Annotated in this window: 20 protein-coding genes; 16 read left to right on the plus strand and 4 right to left on the minus strand. The window is 43.5% G+C overall.

Going from position 1 to position 25,314, the window contains the following annotated elements:
• The first annotated feature begins 49 nt into the window (after positions 1-49).
• On the plus strand, positions 50-3,217 hold the full coding sequence (locus tag BM195_RS06695) for a DEAD/DEAH box helicase (protein ID WP_090235515.1): 3,168 nt from the start codon (positions 50-52) through the stop codon (positions 3,215-3,217).
• A gap of 269 nt (positions 3,218-3,486) precedes the next feature.
• Here BM195_RS06695 and BM195_RS06700 read toward each other — a convergent pair whose 3' ends face one another.
• The gene (locus BM195_RS06700; RefSeq protein WP_244535686.1) at positions 3,487-4,779 is read right to left on the minus strand and encodes a hypothetical protein; all 1,293 of its coding nucleotides are present in this window, start codon (positions 4,777-4,779) and stop codon (positions 3,487-3,489) included.
• Between the two features lie 260 nt (positions 4,780-5,039).
• Here BM195_RS06700 and BM195_RS06705 point away from each other — a divergent pair, with 260 nt between their 5' ends.
• From BM195_RS06705 to BM195_RS06720, 4 genes are all read left to right on the plus strand, one after another.
• Positions 5,040-6,080, plus strand: coding sequence for a TAXI family TRAP transporter solute-binding subunit (locus BM195_RS06705; protein ID WP_090235520.1), 1,041 nt, complete (start codon positions 5,040-5,042; stop codon positions 6,078-6,080).
• 95 nt (positions 6,081-6,175) lie between these two features.
• Entirely contained in the window at positions 6,176-6,616 is a 441-nt protein-coding gene (locus tag BM195_RS06710; RefSeq protein ID WP_170848174.1) for a DUF1850 domain-containing protein, read from the plus strand.
• Between the two features lie 35 nt (positions 6,617-6,651).
• Positions 6,652-8,829 (plus strand): TRAP transporter permease, encoded by a 2,178-nt coding sequence (locus BM195_RS06715; protein ID WP_170848175.1) that lies wholly within the window; start codon positions 6,652-6,654, stop codon positions 8,827-8,829.
• A 163-nt stretch (positions 8,830-8,992) separates the two neighbouring features.
• Positions 8,993-10,042, plus strand: coding sequence for an NAD(P)H-dependent flavin oxidoreductase (locus BM195_RS06720; protein ID WP_090235528.1), 1,050 nt, complete (start codon positions 8,993-8,995; stop codon positions 10,040-10,042).
• A gap of 172 nt (positions 10,043-10,214) precedes the next feature.
• Here BM195_RS06720 and BM195_RS06725 read toward each other — a convergent pair whose 3' ends face one another.
• On the minus strand, positions 10,215-11,834 hold the full coding sequence (locus BM195_RS06725) for a long-chain fatty acid--CoA ligase (RefSeq protein ID WP_090235531.1): 1,620 nt from the start codon (positions 11,832-11,834) through the stop codon (positions 10,215-10,217).
• 190 nt (positions 11,835-12,024) lie between these two features.
• Between BM195_RS06725 and BM195_RS06730 the strand changes: the two genes are divergently transcribed.
• The 5 genes from BM195_RS06730 to BM195_RS06745 are packed head-to-tail and all read left to right on the plus strand — an operon-like array spanning position 12,025 to position 15,781.
• Positions 12,025-13,368 (plus strand): MATE family efflux transporter, encoded by a 1,344-nt coding sequence (locus BM195_RS06730; RefSeq protein WP_090235533.1) that lies wholly within the window; start codon positions 12,025-12,027, stop codon positions 13,366-13,368.
• A 12-nt stretch (positions 13,369-13,380) separates the two neighbouring features.
• A complete protein-coding gene (locus BM195_RS18275) occupies positions 13,381-13,521 on the plus strand; it encodes a hypothetical protein (RefSeq protein WP_170848176.1) in 141 nt (46 codons plus the stop codon).
• 24 nt (positions 13,522-13,545) lie between these two features.
• Positions 13,546-14,169 carry a lysozyme family protein gene (locus BM195_RS06735; RefSeq protein ID WP_090235536.1) on the plus strand — a complete coding sequence of 208 codons (624 nt, stop codon included), beginning with the start codon at positions 13,546-13,548 and terminating at the stop codon, positions 14,167-14,169.
• A 48-nt stretch (positions 14,170-14,217) separates the two neighbouring features.
• On the plus strand, positions 14,218-14,595 hold the full coding sequence (locus BM195_RS06740) for a RidA family protein (protein ID WP_090235538.1): 378 nt from the start codon (positions 14,218-14,220) through the stop codon (positions 14,593-14,595).
• Between the two features lie 16 nt (positions 14,596-14,611).
• Positions 14,612-15,781, plus strand: coding sequence for an iron-containing alcohol dehydrogenase (locus BM195_RS06745; RefSeq protein ID WP_090235732.1), 1,170 nt, complete (start codon positions 14,612-14,614; stop codon positions 15,779-15,781).
• 222 nt (positions 15,782-16,003) lie between these two features.
• Here BM195_RS06745 and BM195_RS06750 read toward each other — a convergent pair whose 3' ends face one another.
• Both BM195_RS06750 and BM195_RS06755 read right to left on the minus strand, forming a co-directional pair.
• Positions 16,004-16,249, minus strand: coding sequence for a YuzB family protein (locus tag BM195_RS06750; RefSeq protein ID WP_090235541.1), 246 nt, complete (start codon positions 16,247-16,249; stop codon positions 16,004-16,006).
• A 264-nt stretch (positions 16,250-16,513) separates the two neighbouring features.
• Positions 16,514-17,719 carry an MFS transporter gene (locus BM195_RS06755; RefSeq protein ID WP_090235544.1) on the minus strand — a complete coding sequence of 402 codons (1,206 nt, stop codon included), beginning with the start codon at positions 17,717-17,719 and terminating at the stop codon, positions 16,514-16,516.
• 260 nt (positions 17,720-17,979) lie between these two features.
• Here BM195_RS06755 and BM195_RS06760 point away from each other — a divergent pair, with 260 nt between their 5' ends.
• The 6 genes from BM195_RS06760 to BM195_RS06785 all read left to right on the plus strand — a co-directional run bounded on the left by BM195_RS06760 (position 17,980) and on the right by BM195_RS06785 (position 25,089).
• Positions 17,980-18,879 carry a DUF1002 domain-containing protein gene (locus tag BM195_RS06760; RefSeq protein ID WP_090235547.1) on the plus strand — a complete coding sequence of 300 codons (900 nt, stop codon included), beginning with the start codon at positions 17,980-17,982 and terminating at the stop codon, positions 18,877-18,879.
• Positions 18,880-19,149: 270 nt separating this feature from the next.
• Positions 19,150-20,829 carry a peptide ABC transporter substrate-binding protein gene (locus tag BM195_RS06765; protein ID WP_090235550.1) on the plus strand — a complete coding sequence of 560 codons (1,680 nt, stop codon included), beginning with the start codon at positions 19,150-19,152 and terminating at the stop codon, positions 20,827-20,829.
• Between the two features lie 348 nt (positions 20,830-21,177).
• Positions 21,178-22,113 carry an ABC transporter permease gene (locus BM195_RS06770; protein ID WP_090235557.1) on the plus strand — a complete coding sequence of 312 codons (936 nt, stop codon included), beginning with the start codon at positions 21,178-21,180 and terminating at the stop codon, positions 22,111-22,113.
• Positions 22,113-23,033: an ABC transporter permease gene (locus BM195_RS06775; protein ID WP_090235562.1), complete on the plus strand. Its 921-nt coding sequence runs from the start codon at positions 22,113-22,115 to the stop codon at positions 23,031-23,033. The genes BM195_RS06770 and BM195_RS06775 overlap by 1 nt, the downstream gene beginning before the upstream one ends.
• An 18-nt stretch (positions 23,034-23,051) precedes the next feature.
• Entirely contained in the window at positions 23,052-24,080 is a 1,029-nt protein-coding gene (locus BM195_RS06780; protein WP_090235566.1) for an ABC transporter ATP-binding protein, read from the plus strand.
• On the plus strand, positions 24,073-25,089 hold the full coding sequence (locus tag BM195_RS06785; RefSeq protein WP_090235569.1) for an ABC transporter ATP-binding protein: 1,017 nt from the start codon (positions 24,073-24,075) through the stop codon (positions 25,087-25,089). Before BM195_RS06780 ends, BM195_RS06785 begins: the two co-directional genes overlap by 8 nt.
• The last annotated feature ends 225 nt before the right edge of the window (positions 25,090-25,314 follow it).

Consider the following 25,314-nt stretch of genomic DNA (forward strand, 5'->3'; position numbering starts at 1 on the left):
ATAGTAAAATAATAGATAAAGAGATGGCAGAAAGTAGGGTAAATGCGTTTTGAAAAACATTCATGATATCGAGATACAAAAAATGTTTTCAGCCGCCGTCTACCAGCGCGGCTTACAATATTATAACCATAACCTCGTCAGCAACCTGGTATACGACCGTAATTTTAAAATCTGGTCTGCTGTTGTACATGGATCTGATGAATATTTCGTGGAGATTAATACAGCTGAAATGGAGAACGGCTCGTTTGACGTGTCCTGCAATTGCCCGGCATTTGACACTTTCGGACCGTGTAAACACATTGCGGCGGTTCTGATCGAAATCAGCAACAGCCAAATGAATAACCCGCTCAAAAAGTCAAAGGATTACTCGACGACCGACTGGCTGATGAACTCGATTGCATCATTAGCCACATACCAGCCTGCATCCGAAATCTCACTAAAAAAAGTACCGCTTCATGTGGAATATCATTGCAGGTGGAATGATGAATACAATCTGCTTCTGGAGTTGAAAGTCGGTGAAAATCGCCCCCTCGTCGTCAAGAAACTACAGGACTTCCTGGAGAATGTTTTTCTGGGCAATGAGCATTACTTTACGAAAACATTTACATTTAATCCGGAGATTCATTATTTTCATGAGCAGGATATCCAAATTTTTAAGTTGCTGTATGACATATTGAACAATGAAAAGGTATATACTGACAGGGAAATCTACCAGTTTATGAGTTCACCTGAACGCTCAGTTGTTATTCCGCCGTTAATGGCGAAACAGCTGATCCATATGCTTTCTGAGCGTGACTTTACTGTTAAAACTGAACTGGGGAATTTTCAGGATATAACAATTGTCGAGGGAGACCTCCCGTTTCATTTTGATTTGTCCAAAACTGAAAACGGTGAGTTGTCGCTCTTGATGGGCGATATACGTGCCACCACGTATTTTGAACACTATGATCTGCTATTTTCACAGGGGACATTCTATTATCCTGCTCCTGAGCAGATACCGGTTATTGCCCAGGTCATGACCGCCGGAAGACAAAGTGAACGGCTGCCGATTACGAGTGAACAGGCAGATGATTTCATTTCCCAGGTCATTCCTTCATTGGAAAAAATCGGTGACGTCAATATGGCGGAAAATGTGGCCGACGAAATCATTCAACTGCCGCTTCAGGCCAAATTGTACCTTGAATTGCAGGATGATTGGATTATTGGCAAGCTCAGCTATCACTACGGGAATCATGAAATCGATCCATTTAACGGCCGTGAACAGGATCAGAATGACGTCATCGTCATCCGTGATGTGGAAAAGGAACAGCAGATCATGCACCTGATTGAGCATGCCAACTTTCATTACAATGGGAAAGCATTATATATTGAAAACAATGAGGACACATTATATGACTTTCTATTCAAGGTGCTGCCAGTGTTGGATAAATATCTTGAGCTGTACATGACAGCGGACATCCGCAAATTCTTCGTTGATAGTCAGCCTTTACCGAATACAAGTGTACAGCTGGAATCATCGTCCAATTTGCTGGACATTGGTTTCAATATTGATGGTATTGATGATGCAGAAGTCAAACAAGTCCTGGATGCTGTTATGGAAAAAAAGCGTTACTATCGTATGGAGGATGGTGCATTCCTGTCTTTGGAAGGAGAGGAGTTCGCTTCGATGAAACAGCTTTTTAATGAGCTGGATGTCGAGCGGGCTGATTTGCAGGATGGGAATATGCAAATACCTCTTTACCGTGGTGCACAGCTGGATGAATTAATAGACACGAACAAGCAATACGATTCGGCCTTCCGAAAGCTGCTATATCAATTGAAGTCACCGGAGGAACAGGTATATCCCCTTCCGGAAAATCTGCAGGCAACACTCAGAAATTATCAGCTGACAGGGTATCAATGGTTCAAGTCACTGAGCCATTACCACCTTGGCGGAATTCTCGCAGATGACATGGGGCTTGGCAAAACGGTACAGAGTATTGCCTATCTTCTTTCCGATCCTGGTGATACGCCGCATTTGATTGTCGCACCATCATCGGTTTTATATAATTGGAAAAATGAATTCGAAAAATTTGCCCCTGATTTACAAGTGGCTGTGTTAACGGGATCCCCGGCAGAACGGAAAAACATGATCGGATCATATGAGAATAAGGATGTTTGGATCACGTCCTATGCAACATTGCGTCAGGACATCGAACTGTATGAGGAGAAGGAATTCCGGACACTGATCCTCGATGAGGCACAGTACATTAAAAACTATGCAACGAAAACATCACAGGCAATACGGCAGTTGAAAGCAAGCAGGCGCTTTGCTTTAAGCGGTACCCCGATTGAAAACTCGATTGATGAACTTTGGTCCATTTTTCAGGTAATTTTACCGGGGCTGATGCCGAATCAGCGCAAGTTTAAACAGCTGTCCCATGATAAGATTGCATCGATGACCAAACCGTTTATTTTACGGCGGGTCAAGCAAGATGTCCTGAAAGAACTGCCCGAAAAAATCGAATCCGTACACGTATCGGAACTGACCAAAGACCAAAAAGATTTATATGTCGGGTATTGGCGCCAGCTGCAGCAGGAAGCGGCACAGTCCATGAAAGAGGGCGGTTTTCAGCAGAATCGAATGAAGATTTTGGCCGGATTAACACGCCTGCGTCAGATTTGCTGCCATCCGTCGGTGTTTGTGGAAAATTACGAAGGCGAATCAGGCAAATTGAATCAGCTGATGGACACCGTGAAAAACGCGGTGACCAATGGCAAACGGATGCTGATCTTCTCGCAGTTTACCAGCATGCATGAAATCATTATGGAAAAGCTGCAGGATGAAAGTATTGACTATTTCTACCTGCATGGCCAGACTGAATCTGAAGAACGTGTACAAATGAGTGAACGGTTTAATAACGGGGAAAAAAGTGTCTTTCTTGTTTCCTTAAAAGCAGGCGGCACCGGCTTGAATTTGACCGGGGCAGATACTGTCATTCTGTATGATTTATGGTGGAACCCAGCAGTTGAGGATCAGGCAACAGGGCGTGCGCACCGGTTTGGGCAGAAAAAAGTCGTTCAAGTGATTCGCCTGATAACGGAAGGTACCATTGAGGAAAAAATATACGAACTGCAGCAGAAAAAACGTGAGCTGATCGATCAGGTCATCCAGCCAGGTGAGACGATGCTGTCGAGCCTGAGTGAGGAAGATGTCCGAGAGCTCCTTAATATATAGCAGCGGGATGTGTTTTACAGAATTGCAAGTAAGTTATATACTGGAATAAACAGAACTGAAAGGGATGGTTAAAACGATTTATTTTTTCAAAGGGATTACAAAGTTTTTTGTATCCAATTTTGCTGTTATTTTAGCAATCGTGCTGCTTCCAGTATTCCTGATAACCGACTCTGTTTCGATTTTCGATGATATTATGAATTACTTATTCAACAATAACAGATCATGAAAGCACAAAGACCGGATATCTAAAAATCCGGTCTTTGTACTGCCTACTGATTCAGCTTAAATAGTTTTCGCGGACGTCCCTTTACATATGGTTTTTCTTCCCCGATCGCTTTTATCACATTTCCCGAGATCAGTTTTTTAATGGTACGTTCAGCACTGCGCTTTGTGACCCCGTAATATTTTGCGATATCATTGGATGAAAATGGTTCATTGTTTCGCACTTCAATGAAACCGATAAAATTATAGGATAATTCGTTATTTAATTTTGCTTCATGAATCAGTGAACGGTATAATGCGGATGGATTAAACTCCTTTTTTATACCGAGCGGACCGATCATGTCACGGCGCTCATTTACGATGAAACATGTGCCATCGTCTCTCCTGCCACATGCATGCAGTGCGAGTTTTGCATTATCCTCGGCCTGTTTGGCTGTCAGTCCAAGTCCGAAGCCGATATCAACAGGTGTTTCCAGTTGATTTTCCATATCCTTTAACAGCGGAAAATCCCGAAAATGGTTGGTGATGTGATCCAGCATGCTGCGTGTTCCAAACAAAACAAACTGGTTATGGCTGTCGGATAAGAGGGATGCATGCGTTTTCCGGGAATAATTCAATAAAATCTGGTGCAGTTTCAGCCACAGTTCTTCGTTATAGGGATCACTTTTTTCTGATTGGATGGTTTCAAAGTTTTTAATACGGACATAGCCGGAAACAATTTGAGCGCTTTGTGACTGATTAATGGTAGCGATCGATTTGGCTTTTTCAATCGCATGTGTGAGATTCAGTTTTGGTATCTGCATACGGCTTACTGGTACACCCCGCATCTTCAGGATTTGTTCGATTTCGTGAATGGAAGTCAGGACGTAATCAACTTTTTCCCTCCTCCAGAGCGTTTCGTGATAGGTGGCGATTTGCTCGATATTAACGGTATGATCGTTTCCATAACTGTATGTATAAATGTCGTCATCACTGATACCCATTTCATGGAGAACCTCTTCCACATACCTGCTGTCGAAAACATCAATTGAGAGGCGGTCTATTGACTGATTGTGATCGTTTTTCACGTGATAGAAAGAACTCAAGATCATGTATGCATCAAAATCCACCTGGACAGAAGGCAGTCTTTTCTTATCGATTTTTTCTTTTGCATATAAATAGGACAGTGGACCTGTAAATAGATAAATATCACACATTACCGCTTTTTCAACTAATTCCGCTGTTTCTCTTGCTTCCGTATAGGTAAAGGAAAATATTTCGATATCTTCCTGCTCTATAACGCAGCTGTAAAGCCGATTCATGATATCTTCCTGGCCAAATACTGCAATTTTGACTTTCACGTTTACTCCTCCCTGTCCTGAGGTTATGTTAAATGTCATAATCGACTTAACGACATAATTCGTTAATAGTTATAGTACGGAATTTTCATAATATTGTCAAGAAGGAAATTGAGGAATCGTGTAATATTTGAAAATAAGGTTATAATCCTGCCTTTGTACCTTATAAAATAGTATTATCTTAATCTTATAAAACTTGACATACCGGCTGAAAACGGTTTAAATTAAATATAGCTTTTAATAAAGTAAAGGGGGAAAATTACATGAAGACTCTGAAACTTACTGGGTTATTGCTTATCATCATGCTGTTTGCGCTTGCTGGATGCGGCAGTGCACAGGACGATGATGGAGATGCCGATGAAGGCGGCAGTGATAGCGGCGGAGGAGATGAAGCATCAGGAGAAGAGGTTCGTGTAACCATTGGAACGGGTGGTACAAGTGGTACATATTACCCGTTGGGCGTGGCAATGGCACAACAAATTTTCGCTGATGCGGAAGGTGTATCACAGGCGCGTGCCGTATCAACAGGGGCCTCTGTTACAAATGCACAGGAAATGGCTTCCGGTGACTATCAATTGGCCCTCATTCAGAATGATATTGCCTATTATGCCGTCAATGGTGAAACACTTGCAGATTTTGAGGAAAGCACAGTGGATAACATGGCTGGTATGACGTCACTGTATCCTGAAGACATTCAGATTGTCACGACGGCAGACAGTGATATTAATTCACTTGAAGATCTGGAAGGCAAGAACGTAGCTGTCGGTGACCAGGGGAGTGGTGCTGAAGCGAATGCAAAACAGATTTTGGAAGCAGGCGGGATCACGTATGATGATTTGACTGCGGAGTTTATGGGCTTTGGTGACGCTTCTCAGGGGCTGCAAAACGGTACGATTGACGCAGCATTTATTACCGCAGGTGCTCCTACAAGCGCGATTCAGGAATTGGGCGCAAGCAAAGATGTCAAAGTACTGTCCATTTCCGAAGAGGTCATCAATAATCTGACTTCCGAATACTCATATTATACAGAACGCACGATCCCAGCTGAAACTTATGCTGATTACGGTCAGGAAGGGGATATTCAGACAGTAGCTGTCATGGCTATTCTTGTCGTGGATTCGGAGCTTCCGGAAGATGCTGTATATAACATGACAAAAGCAATGTTTGAAAACCGTGAAGAACTAGAATCTGCACATGACCGTGGTGCAGATATCACGCTTGAAACAGCAACAGAAGGTATGTCAATTGATCTTCATCCGGGTGCAGCCAAATACTATGAAGAGGAAGGTATTTCTGTCGAGTAATGATAGAATCCCCTAATAGATGGCATAGCCTGTCTAAGTGCAGGCTTGCCTTACTCTTCGTGATTTTGATAACGGTAATCGGCATTTATTTGCTCATGTCAAATGTTTACGTCATTTACGCAACAGCGGATAATGGCGATATATTGATAGCAGAGCGGGTAAATGCCGATACAACTTTTTCATCACGTTATCTCCACTCAGTTGCCAAATGTCCGGTCATCGAGAAATATGAAGTGAACAATAACGATAAGATGGTACTGATGGAAAGCTGGAATTGCAGCTTTGGCGCCGGAATTGAAACAGAGCCGCCGCCTGGTGCTGCAGACCACATGGAGGATGGCTTTTACGTGATTGATGACATTGACAAACCGCTTCAGGAAATCCTTTTCCACCCTGTCCGTATCGCAGAGCAAACCTTAACGATAGATGGCAAATCGTGGGATATATCACGTGAACCTTTTGTCGGCAGAACATTTACACTGGTCATTAAACAGGAAAAATGGCCGGCCTATTTATGGAAAAAGCTTTTTGAATAACTTTCATCATGGTAAACAGGAAGGGGGGAGGCTTTATGGCCAATTCAAATTTAGATACAGAAGTAAGTCAGGAAGAAATGAATAAGCAATTGGACGAGCTGGAAGGCAGTGATCGGACGTTATTTGGCTGGATGGCGATCATCGTATTAATTGTGGCTGTCAGTTTTTCGCTGTTTCATTTGTATACGGCCGGCATTGATATGCTGCCGCGTATGCAGCAGAATGCGGTGCATCTGGCGTTTGCATTAACCCTCATATTTTTGATCTTCCCATATAAAAAGAACCTCGGACAAAAGCGAATTCCCTGGTATGATATGGTGTTGGCAATTCTTGGAGCATCAATCGGCATTTATATTTTAGTCATTTCCGAGGAACTGGTCGGCAAGGTTGGTAATCCTAATACGATGGACACCATCATGTCCTTCATTGCACTTCTTCTGGTTCTGGAAGCAACGAGACGTGTCGTGGGCAAACCACTTGTCATCCTGGCGACGGTTTTCATGCTGTATGCGTGGCTGGGTGACATGTATTTGCCGGAATTCCTTGGTTCAAAAGCCATTTTGCCGGACGTACTGAACCACTTTGGCTTTACATGGAAAGAAATAGCCGAATTTATGTACTTGTCCAATGAGGGGATTTTTGGTACACCGATTACGGTTTCTGCGCAATATGTGTTTATTTTTATTTTATTTGGTGCGTTTTTGGAAGTGACCGGTGCCGGGAAGATGTTTATTGATCTTGCCATGTCTTTGGTTGGTTCATTTAAAGGCGGGCCAGCTAAGGCTGCGGTTGTTTCTTCAGGTATGATGGGGTCCATCTCGGGAAGTTCTGTGGCGAATGCTGTGACAACCGGGACGTTCACCATTCCATTGATGAAAAAAACCGGATTCAGGCCAAAAGTTGCTGGCGGAATTGAGGTTGCAGCTTCGTCCAGCGGTCAGCTGCTCCCGCCTGTTATGGGTGCTGCCGCATTTATCATGGCCGATTTTACGGGTATTCCGTATCTGGATATCGTCAAATCAGCTGCCATTCCGGCATTGCTCAGTTATACAGCGATATTATTCATGGTTCATCTCGAAGCTAGTAAATACAATTTACTGGGGATACCGAGAAAGGATCTTGTCTCCCCGTTAAAGATTTTTGCGGGCAGAGGTTATTTGCTGCTGCCGATTATCGCCATCATTGTTTTGCTTGTCATGCGGCTGACACCGATCCTTGCTTCATTCATGGCGATTGTCGGGGCGATTACGATCGCATTATTTTCCTATCGCATGCAAAAAAACTTTGGTGCCGGTTTTCTCGTTTCATTGTTGTTCACAGGAGCGGCATATGCGGCGCACTTATTGTTTGGCTTGAATCAATATGTCACATTCGTTTCAATTGGAAGCTTGCTGTTTGCGCTGATCTGGTATGCAATGGGCAAAAAAGTGAAAGGTGAAAAACAGGTCAAGTTCGGCTTCATTGAATTTTTAACTGCACTGGAACTCGGTGCCAAAAATGCGTTGAGTGTTGTGGCGGCTTGTGCCAGTGCCGGAATTCTGACGGGTGTTGTAACGATGACAGGATTGGGTCCTATTTTATCCGGACTGATTCTTGATTTGGCAAATAACCAGATATTCCTGGTGCTGCTGTTCACGATGGTTGCCTGTATCATTATGGGACTCGGGTTGCCGACAACTGCAACCTATATCGTGCTGGCTGCTGTGATGGCACCGGCGTTGATTCAGCTGGACATTCCGGTGTTGGCGGCACATTTATTCGTATTTTATTATGGCATTTTGGCTGATGATACACCACCAATTAACCTGCCTGCATATGCAACGTCAGGAATTGCCAAATCAGATCCGGTGAAAACCGGTGTGCAGGGATTCAAATTTGATATGGGTGCTTTGCTCCTGCCGTATGCGTTTGTTCTCAATCCGATTTTGATTTTGCAGGATGAAACGGCTACATGGCTGCAAATCATGCTAAGTGTAGCGACAGCCTTTATTGGCATTATTGCCTGGTCAACGTTTATCCAGAGTTATCTGTTTACCAAATTTGGCTGGATTGAACGGATTCTGGCTGTAGCAGCAGCTGTTGTCCTGCTTAATCATTCGCTAATGACAGATTTGATCGGAGTCGGTTTATTTGCAGCGATTATTGTCTATCAATGGTGGAAAAGGAACAGAGAAGATGATTCGCGTGCAGGAACCGCAGAGGGAAACGTATAAGTATTAGAGGGATATTTTGCAGTGCATGGCTGCAGAATATCCCTTTTTATTTGGAACGGCCCATTTGTAAAGGCTTTTGCCGCCTGAATCTCGTCGTGACCTGGGTAAAGCGTTCTAATATATGGTATGCTTGATGTAAAATGTATGGGGGAGGCATGTGATCGTGAATGTATTGATGAATAAGCTTGGCGTAGATATACCGATTATTCAGGCCGGGATGGCAGGGGGGATTACAACGCCGGAAATGGTGGCAGCCGTTTCGGAGTCAGGTGCACTTGGTACAATTGGTGCGGGTTATATGAGTGATGCTGTGTTAAAAAAGGATATACATGAAATCAAGCAGCTGACCGACAAACCATTTGCCGTCAACCTGTTTGCTATGAATTTGGAGGCTTTTTCTGATTGTATTGGGCCGATGCAGCAAATGCTTGATCAGTTTCGGGATGAATTGGGAATGGAACATGGGGAACGCTCGGTTAAAGTCCATGATTATTTACAGGAAAAAATAAATGTCATTCTCGAGGAAAATATCTCGATTGTCAGTACGGCGTTTGGTGTGCTTTCATCTGTTTTAATTGAACGGCTGAAAAAGAATGATGTCACACTTATTGGTATGGCTACGAATCTTGAAGAGGCGAAACAGTTGGAAGACGCCGGGTACGATGCTGTTATCGCTCAAGGTATTGAAGCAGGTGGTCATCGCGGGACATTTAATGTGGAAAAGTTCCCGAATGGTTGTGATACAGGTCTGCACGTATTGGCGCAGGAATTGCTTGCTCATGTTGGCTTGCCGGTGATAGCAGCAGGTGGCATTCATAACAAGTCTCAGATGGATGCGTTGCTGGCATTGGGTGTATCAGCAGTTCAGCTTGGTACCCGATTTTTGATGGCGGAGGAAGCCGGAACAAATGCCGCTTACCGCCGCGCACTCATAAAAGCCAGCACTCAGGATACGGTCATCACAAAAGCATTTTCCGGCCGACCGGCACGCGCAATCCGCAACCGGTTTGTGGAAGAGGTGGAGGCAAGCGGCATTGCACCATTGCCATTTCCTGTCCAAAACCAAATGACCAAAGATATCCGCTTCGCCGGGAAGGAATATGCTATGCCTAATATGCAGTCACTGTGGGCAGGCCAGGGTGTCGGTTCGATTGAAGAGGAAGAAAGCGCTGCGGCGATTGTGCGGTCACTTATGGGGGAAGATCAAGTTTGACGAGGGGATGAGTCACCCCGATAAACCCAAATCGCCGATAAATTGATGAGAATCGCCGATAAAAATTCAAAAACCGCTGATAACAATCCTCGCCGCAACACCACTTCAGGACGGACTGACCCAATCAAAAAGAAATCAGTCAAGAAACCGATTTCTTCCTGTGAGATAATTGTCAATCTTGTATATGATAATGCGCTTTCACCTGTTCGCGCAGCTGTCGTTTTAAAAATTTACCGACAGATGTTTTTGGGATATCTTTAAAGAACAGTACATCATCAGGCAGCCACCATTTGGCAAATTGCGGCCGAATGAATGACAGCAGATCGTCTTTATCGATTTTATCGGCATATCCTTCGTGCAGTACAACACACGCAACCGGACGTTCCTGCCACTCAGCATCGGGTATCGCCACAACACTTGCTTCAAAAACGGCATCATGTGCCATGATAGCGTTTTCAATTTCAACCGAGGAAATCCATTCACCGCCGCTTTTGATTAAATCTTTAGTACGGTCAACGATTCGAATGTTGCCTTCCTCATCAACTGTCACCACGTCACCGGTATGAAACCAGCTATCATGGAATGCCTGCTCTGTCCGCTCATCTTCGTAGTATTCACTGGCAATCCACGGACCGCGCAGGAGAAGCTCACCCATTTCCACGCCGTTCCAGGCAACTTCTCCTGTATCCCCCATTACCTTCATTTCAAGCCCGGGTACAAGTGCACCTTGTTTAGCACGCTCATGCAATTGTTCATCTTTACCCAAATTCTGCTGATAACTTTTCAGCCTTGAATATGTGACAAGCGGGGTTGTTTCAGTTGCCCCGTAAGCATGGGCGAACGGGATACCCAATTTGTGTTCAAATGCCTGAATCAATCCTTTTGGTGCAGCAGAACCGCCGCATAGAACCGCACGAAGACTTGACGTATCATAGTCGCCTTGCTCGAGTTCACGCAGCAGTCCAAGCCAGATTGTCGGAACCCCTGCAGTAATGGTTACTTTAAATTTTTCGATGAATTCCGCCAACCGCTTCGGTGTAAAACGTGGTCCGGGCATAACTTGTGTGGAGCCAAACCAGGTACAGGCAAATGGTGTTCCCCAGGCATTGACATGGAATTGCGGTACGACAGGCATTGAAACATCTGATTCAGATATAGCAGCTGTGTCGGCAAGTCCCAGTGCATAACTGTGCAGAACAATTCCGCGATGTGAATAGACAACGCCTTTAGGATTGCCGGTCGTTGCGGATGTGTAGCACATGCCGGCGGGGTCATTTTCATCAATATTTTTTTCAAAAGGGTGTTCAGGGTCCCCGGTTTGAAGCAGTTTTTCGTATGAATAGAGCGGGTTCAGATTTGACGCGGGGAGTTCGTCTTTGTCGGACATGACGACAAATGCTTCAACCGTCTGCAGTTTGTCCCGCACTTTTTCAATCAGTGGTAAAATATCTTCGTCAACAAACAGGATTTTATCTTCGGCGTGGTTAATGATGTAGATGATATGTTCAGGTGCTAATCGGATATTGATTGTGTGCAGTACAGCCCCCATCCCCGGTGCGGCAAAATAAATTTCAAGATGCCTGTGATGATTCCAGGCTAGTGTGCCAACCCGGTCACCCTTCTGCACCCCAAGCTGGCCAAGTGCGTTCATCAGCCGTCGTGTACGCTCGCCGATAGCAGCGTACGTCAGATGGTGCAGCTTGTCGTGTGTTTGCGAGATTACCTCCTTTTTGGCAAAAAATTTTTCCGCATGTTCAAGCATCGAGCCAATGGTAAGCGGTGTTTGCATCATACGAATCATCTCCTTTATTCAATTGAAAAGCTTGATTCTATCATACCATATTATTTAGATTATTAGAAAAATTATAGAAATGAGTGCTGAAACGGAAGAATAAAACAATCCATGCTACAATAATAGGGAGACTACAGGAAAAATTCCCGCAGCGTTTTTATCCGATTATTGACGGAAAGGCGAAAGATAAATGAAAAAACAGCATGATTTTACACAAGGAAATATTCTTAAGCATTTAATCATATTTTCCGGGCCATTGATGCTGACGAATCTGCTGCAGACATCATACCAGTTTGCAGATAGTCTTTGGGTCGGCAATTTACTCGGGGCAAATGCACTTGGGGCTGTAGCGATTTCAAGTACAATCATTTTTACGATTCTTTCCTTTGTGCTTGGATTGAATAATGCTGCCCTGACAATTTTATCCCAACAAAAAGGAAAAGATCATGAAGCGGGATTAAAGCGGTATTTGAATGCTTTTGTCGTGATTTTAACCGTCATTGCCCTGGTATTGAGTGTGATCGGTTACACACTGTCAGAGCAGCTGCTGAGACTGCTGGGCACACCGGAAAACATGCTGAGTGAAGCAGAAATGTACTTACAAATCAATTTTCTCGGTATTCTGTTTCTGTTCGGCTATAACTTTATCGCAACCGTTCTGCGAGCACTTGGGGACAGCAGGACACCGCTCCGATTTGTAATGATTGCGGTACTCTTGAACATAATCCTGAATCCGCTGTTCATTGCTGGTTTGGATCTCGGCATTAACGGAGCTGCGTTTGCAACGATTGTGGCACAGGGCAGCGCATTTCTGTATGGGATCATTTATGTGCTTTCCAAAAAACTCGCTCCATTCAGTATCCCTGCACCACCTTCAAGGCAAGAGATCGGTCTGATACTGAACCTTGGAATTCCGTCCGGTTTACAGATGGCAGTCATTTCCGCAGGCTCTGCAGCGATTATGAGTGTCATCACCGTCTTTGGCAGTGATGTTGTCGCCGGTTATGGGGCAGCCCAGCGTCTGGACAGTATTTTAATGCTGCCGGCCCATGCATTGGGAACATCCGTTAATAGCATGGCCGGGCAAAATATTGGGAACCGGGATTGGCCGCGGGTGAAACAAATCGCCAAATACGGCGTGCTTTATAACTTTTCGATTATGCTGCTGGTTGGGGTTGCTGTCGTATTACTTGCGGAGCATGGTATCCAGCTTTTTATTGAAGATGAGGAAGCAGTGGCTTTCGGGACAAAATATTTGCAGATTATTGCGCTGTTCTATCCATTTCTGGGGATTAATTTTATTTTGAACGGAATCGTCCGGGCGGCAGGAGCCATGTATCAAGTGCTGGTCCTGAATATTGTCTCCTTCTGGGTGCTGCGTTTCCCGTTGACCTATCTCTTTTCCGGCTGGTTTGGCGATACTGGAGTAGCACTTGGCATGGGCACAAGCTTTCTGCTCAGCAGTTTCGCAGCATTTATGTATTACCGGTTTGGAAAATGGCGTGAAAAAGAGCTGTTTGCTAAGGATCGATAGGAGTAGGAATCTATGAAACTAGTTTTTTGCCTGCTGTTTGCCGGCATGATAACGGAAGCGTCCGTACTGGTTGTAAGGGGAGATAGAACTGTCATGGGACGCCATCGTGCGATGGAGCCTGGATTGAGCGCAGCCACTTCAAAATTCGCGTGAACAAATAAAAGATAGAGGGATACGATGAAGCGAAAAATGAAACAAGCCATCAAGCAAACAGTCATGATAGCAGCCGTTTTATGTGGTGTGCTGATTGTCATTTCTGCTGTATCGCTAATGGGGCATGATAAAGGAACTAGTCAGTGGCAATCGATTGTCAGTGACCAGGTGCTGGATTATCAGCCGCTCGTGGAAAAATATGCAGCACAATATGGTGTTACGGAACATGTGGATGTGCTGCTGGCGATGATGATGCAGGAATCAGGCGGACGGGGGAATGACCCTATGCAATCGTCCGAAAGCTATTGCGGGTCTCGCGGCTGCATTGATGATCCCGAACATTCCATTGAACAGGGCGTACATTACTTTTCCGGAGCACTGGAGGAAGCTGACGGCGATGTCAAATTGGCGATACAATCATACAATTTCGGCAAAGGTTTTATTGATTACATTCAAACGAATTCGGGAACATATACCCAAGAGGCGGCCATCAATTTTTCACAAGAAATGTATGCTGCATCTGACGATCAATCGAAATATCGATGCCCACGCGAGGAAGCTAAAGAAATTGATGCATGCTACGGCGATATCTACTATGTCCGCGATGTCATGTCATATACGGAAGCCGTAGCTAGTATCATGCAGTGATAAAATGATATCCTTAATGTGAAGCCAAAAAATGGGAGGGGAATCGTGATGAGAAACGAAATCTATACGGAAAAGGCACCGGCTGCAATCGGACCGTACTCACAGGCGATTCAGGCAGGTGATTTTATCTATGTATCAGGACAAATCGGGCTTAGTCCGGAAACGGGAAATGTTGCTGAAGGGATTGAAGAACAGACAAAACAAGTGATGAGAAATTTAAAGTCAATATTGAAGCAAGCCGAAACAGATTTTTCACAGGTGGTAAAATTCACCATTTACCTAGCGTCGATGGATGATTTTACTACCGTTAACGATATCTATGGCAGTTATTTGACAAAGCCATATCCGGCAAGGGCTACGGTTGAAGTCAGCAAATTGCCGAAAGACGTTTTAATTGAAATGGACGCGGTTGTGTATACCAAATAAAGGAGGAGGCGTGATGATGGAAAATTTCACATACTACAATCCAGTCAAACTGATCTTTGGGAGAGGACAGCTGGATAAACTGCCCGAAGAAGTGTCCCAATACGGGAAGAAGGTGCTGCTCGTTTACGGCGGTGGCAGTATTAAACGGAATGGCATTTATGATCATGTCATGGAAAAGCTTCATGAAATCAACGCGGAGGTGCATGAACTTCCTGGTGTTGAACCGAACCCGCGCGTTTCGACAGTCCGAAAAGGGATTGATATTTGCAAACGTGAAGGTGTTGAATGTTTGCTTGCTGTTGGCGGCGGCAGCACGATTGATGCAACGAAAGCAATTGCTGCAGGTGCGACGACAGAAACCGACATCTGGGATATTGTGACAAAGAAAGAACAAGCAACAGATGTACTTCCATTCGGAACGGTATTAACGATTTCAGCGACCGGATCGGAAATGAATAGCGGTTCGGTGATCACGAATTGGGAAACACATGAAAAACATGGCTGGGGATCACCATACACATATCCGAAATTTTCAATATTGGATCCAGCACATACATTTTCGCTCCCGCGTGAACAAACGGTCTATGGTATGGTCGACATGATGTCACATGTTCTGGAACATTACTTTCACCAGACAAAGAATACACCTGTACAGGATCGCTTTTGCGAATCGATTTTACGTACGGTTATCGAAACAGCGCCGAAATTGCTTGATGATCCAGAGAACTATGAATACCGTGAAACGATTATGCTGAGCGGCACATTGGCATTGAATGATATGCTGAATATGGGCTATCGCGGTGACTGGGCTACTCATAACTTGGAACATGCTGTCTCGGCTGTCCATGATATTCCGCATGGCGGCGGACTTGCGATTATTTTCCCGAACTGGATGAAGCACGTGCTGGATGAAAATAATGCAGACCGATTCAAACAACTGGCCGAGCGTGTCTTTGATATTGATACAGCTGGCAAAAGTGATTATGATGCTGCGCTGGAAGGAATTGAAAAACTGCGTGATTTCTGGACTTCCATTGGTGCACCTGCCACACTTGGTGACTATCATATTGATGGCGGCACCATTGAGGAGATGGCTGATAAAACTGTGATTGCCCGTCCTGAGTATGGAAACTTCAAGAAATTGTCGAGACAGGATTCGGTTGACATTTTAAAGGCCAGCCTTTAATAACCAAGTTCCGACAAAATATTTCCCGGGCAATAATGAACGGTGAAATTGTCGGAAAGCAATTTTATTTTAAAAGGTTAGATGCGTAAAAGTTGTTGTTTTGCATGAAGCGTGCAGAGGGAAGTAATCTGTTCTGACGAAAAGATTTGGGACGGAGTGAAAGGAAAGTAAGCATCTGGACCCGAAATCAAAGATAACAGACCATAAAAGAAGAACTGGCGATTATTGATAAACGGCCAGTTCTTCTTTTATGGCTTCACGTATTTGATCTAAACATTCGTCAGGCGTGTTGCCAAAAACGCGGCGGTTGTTAACAAGGGCATATGGTTTCACCCTGCACAGGCCACAAAATGACAAGCATTCATTCATTAGCACGGCTACCTCAGGAAATTCATGTTCAATAATTCCTTCTATATCTAAAGAAGTGATCGCATTTCCGTCACAGACCTCAACAATGACTACGCCCATAGCTATCACAATCTTTCTAAGTTAGTATCATGCATTCCTATTTTGTAACATATTCAAGATAACATATCAAATCGGCTGGTGTGTAAAAAATGGTTGGGCGGCAGAAACATCTGCGCGAGAGCAACAACTTCAGCGGGAACAGTGTAACATCGAAGAACAGGATAAAAATTGGCAGAACATCCGACACTCTATCCCGAGCCCAGAGGCAGTATTCAGCAGCAGCCATAAAAAACAGCAGCCGGGATACAGCTGCTGTTTGCTTATTCAGGATGATAACGGGTGGGTCTGCTTCCGCCTTTTTCCGGCATATTCATGTTTATACCATGCAGCCAGCATGATAACACCGCTTATAATTAGCAAAGAGCTGGTAACGAAAAATACGGCGGAAAAGCCAAATAATCCTGCAAGCATGCCACCTAATGCCGGTCCGATAATGTTTCCCAAAAACCGTAAACTTGTATTGTAACCGAGCACTTCTCCCTGCATCGATAATGGTGCTTCCTGCCTGATGTAGGCGATTCGTACGGGGATAATCCCTCCAATTGAAATACCGAGTAAGAATCGCAAAATCACCAGCTGCCAAATATTCGTGACAAATGCCCCCGGAAAGTAAACAATACCTGCCATGAATAATAGGAAAATCAATATTTTAATGTATCCGATCCGGTCTCCCAATCGTCCCCAGCGTCTTGTCATCAGCAAGTTCCCCAGGCCTGCAGCTGAAAATGCCATCCCGGAAAAGAATGCAATACTGGCAGGGCCATGAATCTCAGCAACATATAATGACAGGATAGGCTGTATGCTGAAGTGGGCGATCTGTACGAGTGTGGAAATCAGCATGACAACGAGCAGCACAGGATTACCGGCAATGTGCAAAAGGACTTCCTTGCTCGTATAGGATTGTTGTCCTTCTGCGCTTTCAGTACTTTTGATCAAAATTTCGCGAACACCAAACAACACAATAAATCCGGACAGGAAAATGGTAATCGAAATCCATTTAAAAGTGGACGCATAACCGAATGAATCAGCCAAGGCTCCACCGAGCAATGGCCCCATTAATGACCCCGTGATACTGCCGGTCTGCAGCGTTCCTAACACTCGACCGGCAATTTCTTTTGGTGTTTGTGTCGAGATCAGTGCCTGCGACATCGGAATAAAACCGGTGAAGATTCCCATAAATAAACGCAGTAAAAAAAGCTCCCAGACTGAATCGGCGAATCCCATCAAAAAGACTGATAACCCCAACCCCATGGAAGACAGGATCAATATGTTTTTTCGTCCATATTTATCACCAATGCGGCCCCAGACAGGTGAGAAAATGAATGCCGTGACAAACGTAATGGCAAAAATCCATCCTGACCAATTTTGCACATACGAACCAGAAAAGTTTCCGAATTCTTCTATATATAATGAAATAAATGGAAGCACCATCGTAATACTTCCGGCAATAAAGAAATTCGCAAACCACATGATGACTAAATTCCGTTTGACATTCGGATTTTCCTCAGAAATGATAGGTCCCTTCCTTCTAAATTATTTCGCCACACTAAATATAATGGAACACGAAATAAATTTAAAGTTTAATGCTCACCACATTTTTTGGAATGGATGGATATCGTAACATAGAAAAAAATCTATTCAAAGAAAGCATAAAACGGTATAATGAATCTTAATATAAGTAAATGATGCAGATTGGACAAGCAAATTTTCTGTAAAGGAGTTTAATCAATATGAAACGTTATCTAAAACCAACTGTCACTTTTTTGATCATGGCAGTCATGGTCTTTAGCTTTACCGCCCCGGTACACGCAGCAAATGATGGCATTAACGAAAAAATGGGTGTTCCGATTGTTGTATATGGTGATACCTTATCCGATTCCCAGAAAGAAGAGGTCAGGGAACTGCTTGAGGTAACTGATCCAGAAGCTGTAGAAGAATACGCTGTAACTGGTGAGGATATTGCAAACTATATTGATGGTGATCCGAACTCGAGAATGTTTTCATCTGCCAAAATCACCCGTGAAGAAGAGGGCACCGGATTAACGATTAACATTGTCACGCCCGATAATATTACGCAGGTAACCAACGAAATGTATGCCAATGCGCTCTTGACCGCCGGTGTGGAAAATGCAACCGTTGATGTGGTATCGCCGGTCCAAGTCAGTGGTCATTCCGCGCTTACCGGTATTTATAAAGCTTATGATGCTGAAGGAGAAGAGCTTGATAAAGAGCGAATGGAACTGGCAAATGATGAACTTGATGTGGCAACAGATCTGGCAGATAAAGAAGGGTTAAATCAGGAAAAAGTCAGTGAACTGCTGACAGAAATTAAGCAGGCAATAGCGGATCAAAATCCTGCTACCAAGGAAGAAATCGAACAGATCGTCGAAGAACAACTGAATAATCTGGATATATCACTGAGTGAAGAAGACCGGCAAATGCTCACCGATTTATTTAATAGAATGCGTGATCTGGATATAAATTTTGATAATGTTAAAAATCAGCTTGATGAGATCGCTTCCAAAGTTCAGGATTTGATAAATGATGAGGGATTCTGGAACCGCGTTGAGGCATTTTTCAGTAACTTGGCCAGAATGATCGGGAATTTCTTTGAGGGGATATTTAATTGACTGGTGTTTTTTGCAAAAACAATCCTTCAAAGTTAAATGGTTGTAAAAAAATTTTTATATAATTAACAATAGACTTAATAGCTAAATCTCTTTTATATCAAGCGTTTACAAATAATTTGAAACACGAAATATTTAAATTGTGAAATAAATTATTTAAAAAACATGATGAAATTTCTTAAAATCAATAGTATAATAAACCCACAGATAATTCAAAAACAGTTAGAATTGTCTGTTAAAAGAAAGATAGGTAAAAAAGGGGAGGTCAAACGAATGAATTGGAAGAAGTGGTCATTACTTCTTGCACTCGTATTTGCTATGGGAATATTCCTTGCCGCATGCGGCGGAGATGACAGCAGCGGTGAAGGAGAAGACGCGAGTGACGATACAGGACAATCAAATGAAGGGGAAGACAGTGGCGAGCCCGCACTGGCTGAGGATCAGTCTTTGACGGTAAATATTAAAACCGAGCCGCCTTCATTGCATCCGGGCAAAGCGACTGATACGACTTCAAATGCAGTACTTACCCAAGTTTTTGAGGGGCTGACAAGGGTTGATCAGGATGGTGAGCCACAGCCAGCTATGGCGAGTGATATCGAAGTTTCAGATGACGGACTGACTTATACATTCACAATCCGTGACGGTGTTGAATGGTCAAACGGGGATCCGATAACAGCACAGGATTTTGCAGATTCATGGAAATGGGTACTGAACCCTGACAGTCCTGACACGGATTATGCCTACCAGATGTATCCAATCAAAGGTGCTGAAGCTGCTAAAACTGGTGAAGGATCTTTGGATGACGTAGGGATCACAGTAGAAGATGAGAAAACGTTGGTTGTTGAACTGGAGAACCCAACGCCGTATTTCCTTGAATTGACAGCATTCTATACGTATTTTCCGTTTAACCAGGATGTGGCCGAAAGCAATGACGAGTGGGCTGCAGACGCTGGAGAGGATTATGTGACAAATGGTCCGTTCTTATTAGAAGAATGGGCACATAAAGATCAAGTCGTTCTGAAGAAAAACCCTGACTACTGGGATGCCGAAAACGTACATTTAGAAACAATTACCATGGAAATGGTTGATGACGAAAATACTGCAAAAAATATGTATGACCAAGGTGAACTGGACTGGATTGGAGACCCAACTGATTCGGTTCCATTGGCAGCCATTCCACAAATGAAACAGGATGGAACCTTGAACATATCGCCAATGGCGGGAACGTACTATTATTCATTTAATACAGAGGAAGAACCGTTTACGAACGCGAATATCCGTAAAGCATTCGCACTGTCGCTAAACCGTGAAGCCATTGTACAAAACATTACAAAAGGTGAACAACGGCCAGGAATGGCACTTGTTCCATCCGCTATTTGGGAAGAAAATGAAGAAGGCTACTTTGAAGACGGCGATACTGAAAAAGCCAAAGAATATCTTGAAACGGGTCTGGAAGAGATGGGACTCGACGAATTGCCAACAATTCAACTTTCCTATAACACTGATGAAGGACACGCTGCAATCGCACAGGCTGCTCAGGATATGTGGAAAGAGAACCTTGGTGTCGATGTTGAACTGAACAATGAAGAATGGAACGTCTATCTTGATTCCATGAGTGAAGGCAACTATCAGGTTGGCCGTATGGGTTGGTTAGGAGACTTCCTGGATCCGATCAACTTCCTGGAAATCTTTGAAACGGTTGGTGGAAATAACTACACAAACTGGGAAGACGAAGAGTATGCCAGCCTGCTTGAACAATCCAGAAGTGAAGAGGATGAAGCTGCACGTAAAGAACTACTGCGTGAAGCTGAGCAAATCTTCATGGATGCCATGCCGATTGCGCCAGTTTACTTCTATTCAAACGTATATGCCCATAAAGATTATGTGAAGAATGTAACAGTCGGTAATTTGGGTACTATCCAATACAAATGGGGCTACATTGAAGAGCATTAAAATTAATAAACCGCATATAAGGTATATAGATTGCTATATACCTTATTGCGGGATTTAAATTCATCAGGAATAATATAGAGCGGCTTACACATCACGAATTTAAACGCCTTTGTATATCTTTGAACTTAAAAGCTTACGGTGATCAACCGTTCACTATTTCTTTCAAACTATCATTAGTTTGATGGAGATAGTGAACTGTTAAGGGGTGATTAAATTCACCCCTCTTTTTACTGTGAGAAAACATAATACTTTTAAGATTTAGAGAATCAAGATAATTCCATGCAAAAAATGGACAAGCCCCGAATAAACGTTTTATATCAAATGAAGGAAAGGTGGAGGTGTTTAGGTTTGGCAAAGTATTTGTTAAAACGGATAGGGTTTATTATTGTATCGTTATTCTTTATCGTTACCATTACGTTTCTATTAATGCAAGCTGCACCAGGCGGACCATTCACATCTGAACGACAGCTGCCGCCTGAAATTGAACAACAATTAAATGAACAATACGGATTAGATGACCCGTTGCATGTCCAATATGTTGATTATTTAACAGACATCTCAACATGGGACTTTGGTCCATCATTTAAATATCCTGCACAATCAGTTAATGACATTATCAATCGAAGTTTCCCTTACTCGCTTGTATTAGGTGCAGAAGCTATTTTTATTGCACTATCGATTGGGGTATTGCTGGGTGTGTTTGCGGCATTGAAACACAATAAATTTGGCGATTATACGGCAATGGTGATAGCTGTTCTTGGTATATCGGTACCAAACTTCATTATGGCCGCGGTTCTGCAATATGTATTTGCCATGCAGATGGATGCACTGCCGGTGGCTCGATTTGATTCATTTGCACACACCATACTTCCGGCGGTCGCGCTCGCAACTACACCGCTTGCGTTCATCGCCCGTTTAATGCGCTCCAGCATGCTGGAAGTACTAGGCTCAGATTATATCAAAACTGCTAAATCCAAAGGACTAAGTGATCGCGTTGTAACGTACAAACATGCATTGCGGAATGCGATCATGCCGGTTGTATCCTACCTGGGGCCATTAGTAGTAGCTATTTTAACCGGAAGTTTTGTGATTGAAAAAATCTTTGCAATACCAGGGTTAGGGAATGAATTTGTTCAAAGCATAACAAACCGTGATTATACCGTTATTATGGGTACAACCGTATTCTTCAGTGTACTTTTGTTAATTTCTATTTTGATCGTCGACTTGATTTACGGATTAATTGACCCTCGGATAAAGGTTGCCAGCAAAGGGGGCAGTAAATAATGGCACAGTTAAATTTAAAAAAGTCTGATTTTGAACCAATTGAATATAATGAAGCGGAAGCAGAGAAAATTGCCAGAGAAAGCACTTCCTTTTGGAAAGATGCATGGCGCCGTTTCAAAAAAAATAAATTAGCACTGTTTGGTGTTGCCGTCATCGTCTTTCTTGGAATCATGTCGTTTATTGGCGGTCCCATATCCGGTTATAACTATTTTTCCAACGATCTGATTAATGCGAATCAGCCCCCGTCTGCTGATCATTGGTTTGGCACAGACCAGCTGGGAAGAGATGTTTTCGCAAGAACATGGTATGGCGCGAAAATTTCCTTATTTATCGGTCTGGCTGCCGCGTTTCTTGACCTGATTATTGGCGTCATTTGGGGTGCTACTGCCGGGTTCTTCGGCGGGAAAGTTGATGAATATATGATGCGTATTGCTGATATTTTATATGGCGTACCATATTTGTTGGTCGTTATCTTGTTAATGGTTGTCATGCCACAAGGATTATGGACAATGATTCTGGCCATGACCATCACAGGCTGGATCAATATGGCCAGGATTGTACGGGGGCAGGTTATGCAGCTTCGGACTGAGGAATATGTTATGGCGGCCCAATCACTTGGTGCAGGGAAAGGCAGGCTGTTATTCAAGCATCTGATCCCGAATACGATGGGGCCAATACTCGTTACATTAACATTAACCATTCCTAACGCAATCTTTACGGAAGCGTTCTTAAGTTATTTAGGACTGGGCGTACCAGCTCCGCTAGCTAGTTGGGGTACGATGTCTGACGCAGCACTGCCATACCTGCAATACCAGCCTTATCAGTTGTTCTTCCCATCATTCTTCATCGTTCTAACGATGCTTGCCTTTAACGTTATTGGTGATGGAATGCGGGATGCACTGGATCCGAAAGAACGCTAATAATGGGAGGATATAAACATGAAAAAAGTATTGGAAGTCAATAATCTTTCCGTTTCGTTTGATACGTTTGGCGGCGATGTGAAAGCCGTACGTGGTGTAAATTTTGAACTAAGCGAAAAAGAAACACTGGCCATTGTCGGTGAATCAGGGTCGGGAAAAAGTGTTACAGCTCAATCACTGATGCGCTTAATTGAGACGCCGCCAGGAAAATTCGAGGACGGATCGATTAAATTCGATGGTGAAGATATTATTCAGAAATCGGATAAACAGATGGAGAATATACGTGGTAAAGATATTAGTATGATTTTCCAGGATCCGATGACATCATTAAACCCTACGATGACAGTAGGAAAGCAGATTGCTGAAAGCTTGATTAAGCACCAGAATATGTCAAAAAAAGAAGCGCACAATCGTGGGATTGAATTGTTGAAACTTGTTGGCATTCCGAATCCCGAGACGAGAATTAATCAATACCCGCACCAATACTCGGGCGGAATGCGCCAGCGTGCCATGATCGCGATTGCACTTGCTTGTAATCCAAAGATTCTGATTGCGGATGAACCCACAACAGCATTGGATGTAACGATTCAGGCACAAATACTTGATTTAATGCGCGGTTTAAAAGAACAGACCGGTACCGCCATTATTCTGATTACGCACGATTTGGGTGTCGTGGCGAATGCTGCTGACCGTGTAGCTGTCATGTATGGCGGGAAAGTCGTTGAGACGGGTTCTGCAGATGAAATCTTTTATAATGCACGCCATCCGTACACATGGGGGCTGCTTGGGTCCATGCCGAAACTCGAGAACAGTGATGAAGAGCTGCATGCCATTCCTGGCTCGCCGCCAGATTTATTGGATCCGCCAAAAGGTTGTCCTTTTGCAGCACGCTGTCCATACGCCATGAAAGTTTGCGAAAACCATATGCCGGACTATACGGAATTATCCGATACACAAAAAACGGCTTGCTGGCTACTGGATGAACGTGCACCAAAAGTAGAACCACCCGAATCTGCAATTGTAGGAGGTTCGAAAGCAAATGATTGATCAAAGGGAAAAATTACTAGAGATCAAAGATTTGAAGAAACATTTTCCAATGGCCGGTAAAACTGTACTCAAAGCGGTGGATGGTATCACATTTGATATCTATAAAGGTGAAACATTCGGGCTTGTCGGAGAATCCGGCTGCGGCAAATCGACTGCAGGACGGACTATCATGCGACTCTATGAAGCTACTGAAGGGGAAGTAGACTATCAGGGTGAAAATGTCCATGGGAAGAAGTCAGCCAAAGAATTAAAAAAATTCAATCGCAGTATGCAAATGATATTCCAAGATCCGTATGCTTCGTTGAATCCTAGAATGACTGTAAAAGATATTATTGCTGAAGGAATTGACATTCATGGTTTAGCAAAATCGAAACAAGAACGGTTAAATCTTGTTAACCAATTGCTGGAAACGGTTGGTCTTAATCAGGAACACGGTAACCGTTATCCTCATGAATTCAGTGGTGGTCAGAGGCAGCGGATTGGAATCGCCCGAGCGTTGGCGGTGAATCCGGAATTTATTGTTGCTGATGAGGCCATTTCTGCCTTGGACGTTTCCATTCAGGCGCAGGTAGTTAACCTGATGAGAGAGTTACAGGAAGAACGTGGATTGACATACCTGTTTATTGCGCACGACCTTTCCATGGTAAAGCATATCAGTGACAGGGTCGGGGTTATGTATTTGGGTAATATGGCAGAAGTGGCTACAAGTGATGATTTGTATCATGAGCCATTACATCCTTATACACAGGCACTGTTGAGTGCAATCCCGATTTCTGATCCGGAAGTGGAACGCTCCAGGGAACGGATTATTATTGAAGGTGATGTTCCCAGCCCGATCAATCCACCTAGTGGGTGCCGGTTCCGGACAAGATGCCCGCTGGCAATGGATGTGTGTGCCAAAGTAGAACCTGAGTGGCAGGAATATACGAAAGATCATTGGGTTGCCTGTCATTTATACAATGATAAATATAATGAGGAGCATAAGGCAAGACAAGCAGTGAAGAATTAAAATAAAGTCACCCGTTTATTGACAATAGGATGATGATGTTAGGAAAAAGGACTCGTTTGAGGTATATATCCCGCGAGTCCTTTTTGTTATTTATATTTTAGTAACGCATGAATATCGACAATTTAAATATAATTTAAAAAAATAGAAGAAAGGAATAGAGGGACTTGTTAAATATCTGAAAATAATATATAATTTAACAAAATCCAAGCGTATTTCAGGTTTATT

It is taken from the genome of Lentibacillus halodurans (assembly GCF_900112045.1).
GTDB classification, from domain to species: domain Bacteria; phylum Bacillota; class Bacilli; order Bacillales; family Amphibacillaceae; genus Lentibacillus; species Lentibacillus halodurans.

What these genes read in the sequence shown, in the direction of transcription:
- BM195_RS06755 (WP_090235544.1), bottom strand. Translation starts at nt 17,719, where the DNA reads ATGTGGTTTGCGAATTTCTTTATTGCCGGAAGTATTACGATGGTGCTT.
- BM195_RS06740 (WP_090235538.1), top strand. Translation starts at nt 14,218, where the DNA reads ATGAGAAACGAAATCTATACGGAAAAGGCACCGGCTGCAATCGGACCG.
- BM195_RS06745 (WP_090235732.1), top strand. Translation starts at nt 14,612, where the DNA reads ATGGAAAATTTCACATACTACAATCCAGTCAAACTGATCTTTGGGAGA.
- BM195_RS06710 (WP_170848174.1), top strand. Translation starts at nt 6,176, where the DNA reads ATGTCAAATGTTTACGTCATTTACGCAACAGCGGATAATGGCGATATA.
- BM195_RS06775 (WP_090235562.1), top strand. Translation starts at nt 22,113, where the DNA reads ATGGCACAGTTAAATTTAAAAAAGTCTGATTTTGAACCAATTGAATAT.
- BM195_RS06715 (WP_170848175.1), top strand. Translation starts at nt 6,652, where the DNA reads ATGGCCAATTCAAATTTAGATACAGAAGTAAGTCAGGAAGAAATGAAT.
- BM195_RS06785 (WP_090235569.1), top strand. Translation starts at nt 24,073, where the DNA reads ATGATTGATCAAAGGGAAAAATTACTAGAGATCAAAGATTTGAAGAAA.
- BM195_RS06760 (WP_090235547.1), top strand. Translation starts at nt 17,980, where the DNA reads ATGAAACGTTATCTAAAACCAACTGTCACTTTTTTGATCATGGCAGTC.
- BM195_RS06765 (WP_090235550.1), top strand. Translation starts at nt 19,150, where the DNA reads ATGAATTGGAAGAAGTGGTCATTACTTCTTGCACTCGTATTTGCTATG.
- BM195_RS18275 (WP_170848176.1), top strand. Translation starts at nt 13,381, where the DNA reads ATGAAACTAGTTTTTTGCCTGCTGTTTGCCGGCATGATAACGGAAGCG.
- BM195_RS06730 (WP_090235533.1), top strand. Translation starts at nt 12,025, where the DNA reads ATGAAAAAACAGCATGATTTTACACAAGGAAATATTCTTAAGCATTTA.
- BM195_RS06725 (WP_090235531.1), bottom strand. Translation starts at nt 11,834, where the DNA reads ATGATGCAAACACCGCTTACCATTGGCTCGATGCTTGAACATGCGGAA.
- BM195_RS06705 (WP_090235520.1), top strand. Translation starts at nt 5,040, where the DNA reads ATGAAGACTCTGAAACTTACTGGGTTATTGCTTATCATCATGCTGTTT.
- BM195_RS06780 (WP_090235566.1), top strand. Translation starts at nt 23,052, where the DNA reads ATGAAAAAAGTATTGGAAGTCAATAATCTTTCCGTTTCGTTTGATACG.
- BM195_RS06750 (WP_090235541.1), bottom strand. Translation starts at nt 16,249, where the DNA reads ATGGGCGTAGTCATTGTTGAGGTCTGTGACGGAAATGCGATCACTTCT.
- BM195_RS06735 (WP_090235536.1), top strand. Translation starts at nt 13,546, where the DNA reads ATGAAGCGAAAAATGAAACAAGCCATCAAGCAAACAGTCATGATAGCA.